We start from the raw sequence: 10,924 nt of genomic DNA, 5'->3' as shown, positions 1-10,924 counted from the left end.
GGTCGACCTCGGCCTGACCCGCGTCCTCGGCGACACCGCCAAGGTCTTCGGCTGGTACGACAACGAGTGGGGCTACGCCCAGCGCGTCGTCGACCTGCTGGACCTGATGGCCCGCACGCTGCCCGACGAGCAGGACTGACGGCGCGGCGGAAGCGCACGACGACGCCGTCGCCTGCGCCGGCTGGGGCCGCGCTGCCCCGGCTGGTGCCACAGCCCTGCGTTCATACCCGTCCTCCCCGGTCGGCTCGTGATCGACAGCAGGCCGCACCGGACGGGCCGCCCGCCCGAACGGGCGCAGGTCTCGATCAGGCAGTGCCGATCGGCTCTGCCCGACCCGCGATCACGGGTGACGTTCGGCCCGGGGTGGAGGGGCTGTTGCGCAGGCGCGGCCGCGCACCCTCCGGAGGGAGGCTCGTCGTGCAAGGAAACCGGACGAGGAGGAGCGATGAGCACCCGACACACCCCCCGGCACGAGACCGCGACCGTGGCTCAGGCGACGGCACCGGCGAAGGCGCTGGCGGTGCTGCGCATCACCACCGGCCTCGTCTTCCTCTGGGCCTTCCTCGACAAGCTGGTCGGGCTGGGCTACGCCACCCCGGCCGAGCGGGCCTGGATCAACGGCGGATCCCCCACCAAGGGCTTCCTCAGCGGCGTCGAAGTCGGCCCCTTCGACACCACGTTCCAGACCATCGCCGGCACCTGGTGGGCCAACTGGCTGTTCATGCTCGGCCTCGCCGGCGTGGGCATCGCCGTCACCCTCGGCATCGGCCTACGCATCAGCGCCATCGCCGGCACCACCATGATGCTGCTCATGTGGCTGGCCGAGTTCCCCCTCGACCGCTTCACCACCGCGGGCGAGCCCACCATGTCGACCAACCCCATCATCGACTACCACATCATCTACGCCCTCGCCCTCATCACCGTCGCCCTCACCTACGCCGGCAACACCTGGGGCCTGGGCCGCAAGTGGGCGGACCTGCCGATCGTGCAGCGCCAGCACTGGCTCATCTGACCACCGGTCACCCGATCCGCCCACCGCGGTTCATCCACCAAGGCCCGCGCCGCACCGGCGCGGGCCCTTCCGCGTGCCCCGGGACCGGCGCGCCCCGGTCCGACGGTGCCGGTGGTGGTTCACCCGGCCGCACCCAGGACGGCCGCCCGACCCCACCGATCGGGACCGAACGCCCTGCCGCCGCGGCCGGCGGTGGGGTGCGCTGGGCACGTGGACACCAACGCTCCGGACGCGGACCTGACCCGCGCCCGGAACCACGAGCACCACGGCCTGCCCGCCCACGAGGTCGTGCTGCTGCTGCAGAGCCACCCCGACCGGGGCCTGTCCGGTGCCGAGGCGCGGGAGCGACTCGGCACGTTCGGGCCGAACGCGCTGCCGGCGACGGGCGGGGTCAACCCACTTGTGCGGCTGCTGCGCCAGCTCAACTCCTCGCTGGTGGTCATCCTGCTGGCGGCCGGGGTGGTCAGCCTGGTGCTCGGCGAGCCGGTGGACGCAGCGGTGATCTTCGGTGTCGTCCTGGTCAACACCGTCATCGGCTACGTCCAGGAGGCCAGGGCGGAGGCCGCACTCGACGCGCTGCGGTCGATGGTGCGCACCGAGGCGGAGGTGGTCCGCGACGGCCGGCCGCGACGCGTCCCGTCCGAGGACCTGGTGCCCGGCGACGTCGTGCTGGTCGAGGCCGGCGACAAGGTCCCGGCCGACCTGCGGCTCGTCCGCCACGCCGCGCTGCGCGCCGACGAGTCGGCGCTGACCGGGGAGTCCGAGCCTGCGGCCAAGGACGAGGACGTGGTGCCGGTGTCGACCCCGGTCGCCGACCGGCGGAATATGCTCTACTCCGGCACGCTGGTCACCACCGGCTCCGGCGTGGGCGTCGTGGTGGCCACCGGAACGGGCACCGAGCTCGGCCAGATCCACCGGCTGGTCGGCCGGGTCGACCCGGTCACCACCCCGCTGACCCGCAAGATCGCCAAGTTCAGCCGGGTGCTCACCGTGGCCATCCTCGGGCTCGCCGCGCTGAGCTTCGCCGTCGGCCTGGGCCGCGGGGAGGGCGTGGCGCAGATGTTCACCGCCGCGGTGGCAGTGGCCGTGGGCGCCATCCCCGAGGGGCTCCCGGCCGCGGTCACCATCACGCTGGCCATCGGTGTGGGCCGGATGGCCCGCCGCGGCGCGGTGATCCGCCGCCTGCCCGCCGTGGAGACCCTCGGCAGCACGACGGTCATCTGCACGGACAAGACCGGCACGCTCACCGAGAACCAGATGACCGTCACGGCCGTCTGGACCCCGCACGCCCACTACGACATCACCGGTGTGGGGTACGCCATCGACGGCGAGATCCGGACGGCGGACGGCGAACGGGCCGACCCCGACGCCGACCAGGCGCTGCGCTGGTCGCTGCTGGCCGGAGCGGCCTGCACCGACGCCGCCCTGGCCATCCACGAGGGCCGACCGACGGTCGCGGGCGACCCCACCGAGGGGCGATGCTGGTGGTCGCGGGCAAGGCCGGCGTCCACCCGGACGGCTGGATCCACGAGGCCACCGTGCCGTTCAGCTCATGAGCACCGTGATCGAGCCGCGCGTCCCGACGGCACAGCTCCGGAGCGCCCCGCGCGGCCGCGCGGGCCGCACTGGGGACGGGTGGTCTTCGGCCTGCTCGTGGTCGCCGTCGGCGTGGCGTCCCTGCTGGACGGACTGGGCTGGACCGTGCCGTGGCGGCTGGCCCCGGCGATCGCGCTGATCGTCATCGGGTTGGCCCTGCTGGCCAGCCTGGGCGGCGGCACCGGCCGGGCCGACCTGGTCGTACTGGGGGTGATCGCGCTGGTGCTGGCCGTCGCGGCCGCCGTCGGGGTCGACCGGTACGCCGGCCCGGTAGGTGACCGCAGCATCGTCGCGGCGCGCGACGGCTGGCCGACGCCGGTGCAGATGGCCGCGGGCACGGTCGTCGTCGACCTCACCAGGCAGCCGCGACCGGCCGGGACCGCCCGCGTGGCGGTCGGGGCGGGGCGAGGTCGTCGTGCGGGTGCCGGTCGACAGCCCGGTCGAGGTCGACGTGCGCGTGGTCGCCGGCACCGTCCTGGTGGACGGTCTGGTCGTCCGCGAGGGCGTGGACCTGCAGTGGTCGCAGGAGCCCACCGCGCCCGGCGCGGCGGGCGTGCTGATCGACGTCGGAGCCGGGCAGGTGGAGGTCGACCATGTCCCCGAATGACAGCGCCCACGCACCGGCGCCCGTCCACGCGGCAGCCGTCCTCGGTGCGGGACTGGCCGCCGTGCTTGCCGGGACGGCCCTGTTGCTGGAGGCGCTCGGAGTGCTGGCGATCGGGTGGGACGTGGCGGTCCCGCTGGTCCTGCTCACCGTCGGCATCGTGATGGCCGCGGCCGGCGTGGCCGGCGCAGCCCGCGACCGCCACCGCTGAGACCGCCGCTCGCCGCGGTTCGAGGTGCCGATGGTCCCGCCGGGGGAGCCGATCGCGATGACCTTCGACCCGGTCAGGACGGGCAGTTGTGCAGACGCGACCGGACCGGTCCGCGAGGGAGTGTTCTGGTGCAGGCAACGAGAACACAGGGAAGAAGGAGCCATGAGCGTCCGACACACGACCCAGGCGGACCACGCGACCACCCTCGCGGCCGGCACCACAGCGGCCAGGGCCCTGGCGGTGCTGCGCATCACCACCGGCCTCGTCTTCCTCTGGGCCTTCCTCGACAAGCTGTTCGGCCTGGGCTACGCCACCGCCGCCGAGCGGGCCTGGATCAACGGCGGATCCCCCACCAAGGGCTTCCTCGGCGGCGTCGAAGTCGGACCCTTCGACACCGCGTTCCAGGCCATCGCCGGCGCCTGGTGGGCCAACTGGCTGTTCATGCTCGGCCTGGCCGGGGTCGGCATCGCCGTCACCCTCGGCATCGGCCTGCGGGTCAGCGCCGTCGCCGGCACCGTCATGATGCTGCTCATGTGGCTGGCCGAGTTCCCCCTCGACCGCTTCACTGCCGCGGGCGAGCCCAGCATGTCGACCAACCCGCTGATCGACTACCACATCATCTACGCCATCGCGCTGATCGTCGCCGCGGTGACCTACGCCGGCAACACCTGGGGCCTGGGCAAGCAGTGGGCCGCCCTGCCCCTCGTCCAGCGCCAGCAGTGGCTGATCTGACCGGTCCGCACCGGTGCCCACGTCCCGTCCGGGACGTGGGCACTGTCGCGTCCAGGGGTGCCTGACGGACCGGGTCTTCCGCCACCTGATCCGTGTCCTAGGGCCCCTCCCCCGGGCCATCGCGCACGACGAGCATCGAGGTAGGAGCCCCGGGACCCGGTGGGCGACGACGAGGAGGCACGAACATGTCGAGCTACGTCTGGGCGTTCGCCGAGGGCGGCAAGGACCTCAAGGACCTGCTCGGCGGGAAGGGCGCCAACCTCGCCGAGATGACCAACCTGGGGCTGCCGGTCCCGCCCGGGTTCACCATCACGACCGAGGCGTGCCGGGTCTACCTGAGCACCGGCACGCAACCACCCGAGCTGGCCGGGCAGATCGACGAGCACCTCGCGGAGCTGGAGCGGGTGATGGGCCGCCGGCTCGGCGATCCCGCCGACCCGCTGCTGGTGTCGGTGCGGTCCGGGGCGAAGTTCTCCATGCCGGGGATGATGGAGACCGTCCTGGACATCGGCCTCAACGACGACTCGGTGCGGGGCTTGGCCCGGGTGTCCGGCGACGAGCGCTTCGCCTGGGACTCCTACCGCCGGCTGGTGCAGATGTTCGGGACGACGGTCCTCGGGATCGCCGACGAGGACTTCGACGACGCCCTCGACGCGGCGAAGCGGGCCAGGGGAACCACCGACGACCTCGGGCTCGGCGCGGCCGACCTGCGCGCGCTGGTCGACACCTACAAGGCCGTCGTGGCCCGGCGCAGCGGCGCCGAGTTCCCGCAGGACCCCCGCCGGCAGCTGGAGATGGCCGTGCGCGCGGTCTTCGACTCCTGGAACGCACCGCGCGCGATCACCTACCGCCGCCAGGAACACATCCCCACCGACCTGGGCACCGCAGTGAACGTGCAGGTCATGGTGTACGGCAACCGGGGAGCCGACTCCGGTAGCGGGGTCGCGTTCACCCGCGACCCGGCCACCGGTGAGCCGGGCGTCTACGGCGACTACCTGGCCAACGCCCAGGGCGAGGACGTGGTGGCCGGCATCCGCAACACCCTGCCGCTGGCCGAGCTGGAGCGGCTCGACCCGACCAGCTACCGCGCCCTGCTGCAGAACATGGCAACGCTGGAACGGCACTACCGCGACCTGTGCGACATCGAGTTCACCATCGAGCACGGCCGGCTCTGGATGCTGCAGACCCGCGTCGGCAAGCGCACCGCGGCCGCCGCGTTCGTCATCGCCTGCCAGCTCCTCGACGACGGCCTGATCGACGCCGACGAAGCTCTGCGCAGGGTCACCGGCGCGCAGCTGGCCCAGCTGATGTTCCCGCGCTTCGACGCCGACGCCGCGCCCAAGACCCTGGCCACCGGGATGAACGCCTCCCCCGGCGCGGCCACCGGCGCCGCGGTGTTCGACAGCGCGACCGCCGTCGCCCGGGCCGCAGCGGGCGAGCGCGTGATCCTCGTGCGGCGCGAGACCAACCCGGACGACCTGGCCGGAATCATCGCCGCCCAGGGCGTGCTCACCAGCCGCGGCGGGCGCACCAGCCACGCCGCGGTGGTCGCCCGCGGACTGGGCCGGACCTGCGTGTGCGGGGCCGAGGACCTGGAGGTCGACCTGGCCGGCCGGAGGATGCTCGCACCCGGCGGCGTCACCGTGGTCGAGGGCGAACTGCTGTCCATCGACGGCACCACCGGCGAGGTGTTCCTCGGCGAGGTACCGGTCGTCGCCTCACCGGTCGTGCGCTACTTCGACGGCGAGCTGCACCCGGAGGGGCCCGACTCCGACGAGCTGGTGCGCGCCGTGCACCGGCTGCTCGCGCACGCCGACTCCCGCCGCCGCCTCGGCGTGCGCGCCAACGCCGACACCGGCCAGGACGCGGCCCGCGCCCGCCGCTTCGGCGCCGAGGGCGTCGGCCTGTGCCGCACCGAGCACATGTTCCTGGGCGCGCGGCGCGAGCAGGTCGAGCGGCTGGTGCTGGCCGACTCCGACGCGGAGCGGGAGTCGGCACTGGCGGTGCTGCTGCCCGAGCAGCGCGACGACTTCGTGATGATCCTGCGCGCGATGGCCGGGCGCCCGGTCACCATCCGGCTGCTCGACCCACCGCTGCACGAGTTCCTGCCCGACCTCACCGACCTGACGGTCCGGGTCGCGCTGGCCGAGCAGCGCGCCGAGCCCGCCGAGCGCGCCACGCTGGAGCGCGACCGGGCCCTGCTGAGCGCGGTGCGCAGGCTGCACGAGCAGAACCCGATGCTCGGGCTGCGCGGCGTGCGCCTGGGCCTGGCGATCCCCGGGCTGTTCGGTATGCAGGTCCGGGCGATCGCCCGGGCCACCGCCGAGCTGCGCGCCGAGGGCGTCGACGCCCGGCCCGAGATCATGGTGCCGCTGGTCGGCGCGGTGCAGGAGCTGGACTCGATCGTCGAGGAGATCTCCGCGGTGCTCGCCGAGGAGGCCGCCCGCACCGGCGTCGCGCTGGACGCGCCGATCGGCACGATGATCGAGCTGCCGCGGGCGGCGCTGACCGCCGGGCGGATCGCGCAGCACGCGCGCTTCTTCTCCTTCGGCACCAACGACCTCACCCAGACCACGTGGGGCTTCTCCCGCGACGACGTCGAGGGCGCCTTCTTCTCCCGCTACCTCGACCTGGGCATCTTCCCGACCTCGCCGTTCGAGACGATCGACGCCGAGGGCGTCGGGCGGTTGATCCGGATCGCAGTGGGCGAGGGCCGCACCGTCCGACCCGACCTGCACATCGGGATCTGCGGCGAGCACGGCGGCGACCCCGCCTCCATCCACTTCTTCCACGACCAGGACCTGGACTACGTGTCCTGCTCGCCGTTCCGGGTGCCGGTCGCACGGCTGGAGGCGGGCCGGGCCGCGATCGGCTGAGCGGCCCGATCATCGAGGAGGATCACCGTGACCACGGCACCATCAACGCGACGATCGATCGAGCGCTGGTGAGCACCGCGGTCGTCCTTGCCACCAGGGCGCCGTCACTGCACAACACCCAGCCCTGGCGGTTAGCGTTCGACGAGCGGACCGTGCATCTGCGGGCGGCCGCCTGTAATGGCTGCCGGCCACCGACCCCGAGGGCTGCGATCTCCTGCTGAGCTGCGGCTCCGCCCTGCATCACCTGCGGGTCGCGCTGGCGGCCGAGGGCGCGGCCACCGAGGTTCGGCGCGCCTTCAGCACCTGGCGGGTGCCCGATCACGTGCTGGCCACCATCGGCCGCCCGGCGCAGCCCGTCGAGGAACCAGCGGTCCGTCGGACTGTTGCCCGAGCCGTACGTCTGCAGCACGAGCTCCCGTAGCCCCGGCTGACCGGCGACTACGACACCGCGGGCGACGTGGAGGTGCTGGCCCGCGGGATCGGCAACGGCCTCGACGAGCTCGTCCGGGCCTCGGGCGCCTCGACCGTCCCCGACTCGAGCAGTTCCCCGCCCGAGAGGTCACACTCCCGTGGGATCTCCCCGACGGCGACTCGATCACCGAAGACCTCCTCATCACCACCCGGTCCCGCACCCCCATCAACCGGAGCTACTTCAACTGGCGGGTCTGGAAGCCGGCCCTGATCGCGACCGGCATCCCCACCACCCGCGCCAACGGCTGCCACGCGCTGCGCCACCTCTACGCCAGCGTCCTCCTCGACGGCGGCGAGTCGATCAAGGTCGTGAGCGAGCGCCTCGGGCACGCCGACCCCGCCTTCACCCTGCGCACCCACACCCACCTCATGCCCGACAGCACGAACCGCACCAGGACCGTCATCGACGCCGCCTTCGACCGACTCAGCGCTCAACCGCACTCCCCGCGTGCCACAGATGCGCCACAGATGTGCCACAGCGAGGTATCTGATCTTCATATACGCTGGTCAACTGCACTTGTGACCCAGTACTACGACTGGTCGGAGATCTCCCAGCGGTGGCGCGAGCGCGGCATCTTCCCGATCATCTCCGAGGCGTCGCTGAAGGCCACGCCGGGAATCCTCGACCGGACCGTCCGCCGCCGCGCCCGGTAGCCGGCGACGGTCCGCGGGTGGCGTCGTGAGAGGGGTCCGATGAGCGGGAGCCTGGGACGGGTCGGGCTGGACGAGGCGCTCGACCCGCTCGTCCTGGCGCTGGACGTCGGCTCGACGGCCAGCCGCGGCGACGTCTACGACGCCGCGGGCCGGCCGGTCGACGGCGGGCGGCGCAAGGTCGCCCACGAGTTCCGCACGAGCGGCGAGGGCGCCAGCGAGATCGACCCGGACCAGGTCGTCGACGAGCTCGCGGAGATCATCGCCAAGCTGGCCGGCGAAGCGCCGCGCGGCCGGATCACCGGGGTCGCCCTCGACACGTTCGCGTCGTCGCTGGTCGGCGTGGGCGCCGACGGGCGCGCCGCCACCCCCTGCTACACCTACGCCGACTCGCGGTGCGGCGCGCAGGTGGTCGCGCTGCGCGCCGAGCTCGACGAGGACGAGGTGCAGCAGCGCACCGGGGTGCGCCTGCACAGCAGCTACCTGCCCGCCCGGCTGCGCTGGCTGCGCGAGACCGACCCCGACCTGTTCTCCGGGGTCCGGCGCTGGATGTCCCTGGGTGAGTACGCCTGGCTGCGGCTGCTCGGGACGACCGCGGCCGGCACCGCCACCGCGGCGTGGAGCGGGCTCCTCGACCGGCGGACCGGCGCGTGGGACCCGGTCATGCTGGACGCCGCCGGGATCGCGCCCGACCGGCTCTGCGAGGTGCGCGACCCGGACCACCCGCTCACCGACGTCGACGCCGAGGTGGCGCGGCGCTGGCCGGCGCTGGCCGGCGCTGGCCGGCGCCCGCTGGTTCGCGCCCATCTCCGACGGTTTCGCCAGCAACCTCGGCGCCGGGGCGGGCGACGCGACCACGGCCGCGGTGTCCGCGGCCACCAGCGGGGCGATCCGCGTGCTGGTCACCGACATCCCGGAGCGGATCCCGTCGGGGCTGTGGTGCTACCGGGTCGACTCCCGCCGGTCCCTGCTCGGTGGGGCGCTGAACGACGTCGGACGGGTGCTGAGCTGGCTGGGCGAGACCGTGCGGCTGGGCGACGCCGACCTCGACGAGGCGATGGGCGCCGCCCCCGACCCCGCCACCCCGCTGGTGCTGCCCTACCTGTCCGGCGAGCGCTCCACCGGCTGGGCCGCCGACGCCCGGGCCGTCATCGCCGGCGCCGCCGCAGCCACCACCGGCGCCCAGCTGTTCCGCGGCGCGATGGAGGGCGTCGCGCTGTCCTACGCGCGGATCGCCGAGCAGCTGCGCGCGACCGCGGCCGACCCGCGGCGCACCGTGGCCAGCGGCCGGGTCACCCAGGACCTGCCGGGCTGGCTGCAGGTGCTGGCCGACGCGCTGGGCACGCCGGTGGAACCGGTGACCATGAAGCGGGCGACGCTGCACGGCACCGCCCTGCACGCGCTGGAGGTCCTGGCGCCGGACACCGACCGCGCGCCCGTCCCGACCGGGCCGGCGCTGCACCCGGTGCCGGCCCACCGCGAGCACTACCACGACCGGGCCGAGCGGTTCGAGCGGCTCTACCGGGCGGTCATCGCGCCCTGACCGGGCCGATGGCCAGGTCGAGCGCGGCCAGCAGGTCGGCGGCGAGGTCGTCGGGGTCCTCCAGCCCGACGGAGAAGCGCAGGTGGCCGTAGCGGCGGAACTGCGGCGGGTAGGCCGCGACGCGCGGGCCGGACGTGCCGACGTGCACGATGAGGGACTCGTCGTGGCCGAGCGAGACCGCCGAGGTGATCACGCGCAGCGCGGCGACGAACCGGTTCTGGGCGTCGGGGTCGCCGTCGACGGCGAAGGAGATGACCGCGCCGTGGCCGCGCCCGCCGAACTGCCGGGCGGACAGCTCGTGCTGGGGGTGCGAGGGCAGGCCGGGGTAGGTCACGAACGCGGTCCGGGGGTCGCGGTCGAGGAGCTCGGCCAGCCGCTGCGCGGTGGCCAGGTGCTGGCGCAGCCGCAGCGGCAGGGTGACCGAGCCGCGCAGGATCAGCCACGCGTTGAACGGCGAGATGACCCCGCCGACGTCGACCATCGCCTCCGATTTGATCCGCGCGACGAGGTCGCGGGCGCCGACGACCGCGCCGCCCATGGCGTCGCCGTGGCCGTTGACGTACTTCGTGAGCGAGTGCACGACCAGGTCCGCGCCGTCGGCCAGCGGCCGGTACAGCGGCGGCGGGGTGAACGTGGAGTCCACCGACAGCAGCGCCCCGCCCCGGTGCGCCACGGCGGCGACGGCCGCGATGTCGGTGACCTTCGTGGTCGGGTTCGCGATCGTCTCGACGTGCACGAGCCGGGTGTTCGCCCGCATCGCCCCCGCGACCGCCGCGGGGTCCGCGGAGTCGACGAAGCTGACCTCGACGCCGTACTTCTTCGGCAGCAGCTCGGCGAACAGCCGCCAGGTGGCCTCGTAGGTGACGTCGGAGACGACGACGTGCTCGCCGGCGCCGACGAAGGTGAAGAACACCGCGTGCAGCGCCGCGACCCCGCTCGCCAGCGCCACCGCGTCCGCGCCGCCGTCGAGCGCGGCCAGCTTCTCCTGCAGCGCGAGCTGGGTGGCGCCGGAGTTGCGCGTGTAGAGCGGGACGTCGGTGCCCGACCAGCTCATCTGCGACGGGTCGGCCGGCAGGGCGTAGGAGTTCGCCATCACCAGCGGCGTGCGGATCGCGCCGCTGCCCCCGTCGACCCGGTTGCCGGCGTGCACGGCCCGGGAGGCGAACGCGAGCGAGGACGGGTCGTGCTTGTCAGGTCGAGCGGTCATGCCGCCACGCTAGGGCGCGCA

At 73.8% G+C, this 10,924-nt stretch carries 8 protein-coding genes and 2 pseudogenes; 8 read left to right on the top strand and 2 right to left on the bottom strand.

All coding sequences use genetic code 11. The features are described from left to right. Window positions 1–445: 445 nt before the first annotated feature. The 4 genes from KIK08_RS04020 (at window position 446) to ppdK (ending at window position 7,031) form a co-directional block, all read left to right on the top strand. Window positions 446–1,012 (top strand): DoxX family membrane protein, encoded by a 567-nt coding sequence (locus KIK08_RS04020; RefSeq protein WP_214401599.1) that lies wholly within the window; start codon window positions 446–448, stop codon window positions 1,010–1,012. Between the two features lie 210 nt (window positions 1,013–1,222). After that, a complete protein-coding gene (locus KIK08_RS39520) occupies window positions 1,223–3,376 on the top strand; it encodes an HAD-IC family P-type ATPase (RefSeq protein ID WP_308257378.1) in 2,154 nt (717 codons plus the stop codon). Window positions 3,377–3,585: 209 nt separating this feature from the next. Next, window positions 3,586–4,155 (top strand): DoxX family membrane protein, encoded by a 570-nt coding sequence (locus tag KIK08_RS04000; RefSeq protein ID WP_214401596.1) that lies wholly within the window; start codon window positions 3,586–3,588, stop codon window positions 4,153–4,155. Window positions 4,156–4,340: 185 nt separating this feature from the next. Further along, complete coding sequence (gene ppdK, locus KIK08_RS03995; RefSeq protein WP_214401595.1) at window positions 4,341–7,031, top strand: pyruvate, phosphate dikinase; 2,691 nt, start codon at window positions 4,341–4,343, stop codon at window positions 7,029–7,031. A 22-nt stretch (window positions 7,032–7,053) separates the two neighbouring features. Here the strand turns inward: ppdK and KIK08_RS41485 are convergent, their stop codons facing one another. After that, a complete protein-coding gene (locus KIK08_RS41485; RefSeq protein ID WP_308257377.1) occupies window positions 7,054–7,440 on the bottom strand; it encodes a hypothetical protein in 387 nt (128 codons plus the stop codon). Between KIK08_RS41485 and KIK08_RS42205 the strand changes: the two are divergent. From KIK08_RS42205 to KIK08_RS03985, 4 genes and pseudogenes are all read left to right on the top strand, one after another. Beyond that, a pseudogene (locus KIK08_RS42205) lies at window positions 7,335–7,859 on the top strand (hypothetical protein); the annotation flags it as partial. The gene KIK08_RS41485 and the pseudogene KIK08_RS42205 overlap by 106 nt on opposite strands. 162 nt (window positions 7,860–8,021) lie before the next feature. Then, window positions 8,022–8,156: a hypothetical protein gene (locus KIK08_RS40845; RefSeq protein ID WP_256446101.1), complete on the top strand. Its 135-nt coding sequence runs from the start codon at window positions 8,022–8,024 to the stop codon at window positions 8,154–8,156. A gap of 39 nt (window positions 8,157–8,195) precedes the next feature. Then, a pseudogene (locus KIK08_RS42200) lies at window positions 8,196–8,903 on the top strand (FGGY family carbohydrate kinase); the annotation flags it as partial. Window positions 8,904–9,018: 115 nt separating this feature from the next. After that, window positions 9,019–9,696 (top strand): FGGY-family carbohydrate kinase, encoded by a 678-nt coding sequence (locus tag KIK08_RS03985; protein WP_214401593.1) that lies wholly within the window; start codon window positions 9,019–9,021, stop codon window positions 9,694–9,696. Here the strand turns inward: KIK08_RS03985 and KIK08_RS03980 are convergent. Beyond that, on the bottom strand, window positions 9,683–10,903 hold the full coding sequence (locus tag KIK08_RS03980; protein ID WP_214401592.1) for a trans-sulfuration enzyme family protein: 1,221 nt from the start codon (window positions 10,901–10,903) through the stop codon (window positions 9,683–9,685). The genes KIK08_RS03985 and KIK08_RS03980 overlap by 14 nt on opposite strands. Between the last annotated feature and the right edge of the window lie 21 nt (window positions 10,904–10,924).

This window comes from Pseudonocardia lacus (assembly GCF_018531445.1).
GTDB classification, from domain to species: domain Bacteria; phylum Actinomycetota; class Actinomycetes; order Mycobacteriales; family Pseudonocardiaceae; genus Pseudonocardia; species Pseudonocardia lacus.
The sequence above is the reverse complement of the archived record's forward strand: the minus strand, read 5'-3'. Positions and strand labels throughout refer to the sequence as shown.

What these genes read in the sequence shown, in the direction of transcription:
- KIK08_RS04020 (WP_214401599.1), top strand. Translation starts at nt 446, where the DNA reads ATGAGCACCCGACACACCCCCCGGCACGAGACCGCGACCGTGGCTCAG.
- ppdK (WP_214401595.1), top strand. Translation starts at nt 4,341, where the DNA reads ATGTCGAGCTACGTCTGGGCGTTCGCCGAGGGCGGCAAGGACCTCAAG.
- KIK08_RS03980 (WP_214401592.1), bottom strand. Translation starts at nt 10,903, where the DNA reads ATGACCGCTCGACCTGACAAGCACGACCCGTCCTCGCTCGCGTTCGCC.
- KIK08_RS04000 (WP_214401596.1), top strand. Translation starts at nt 3,586, where the DNA reads ATGAGCGTCCGACACACGACCCAGGCGGACCACGCGACCACCCTCGCG.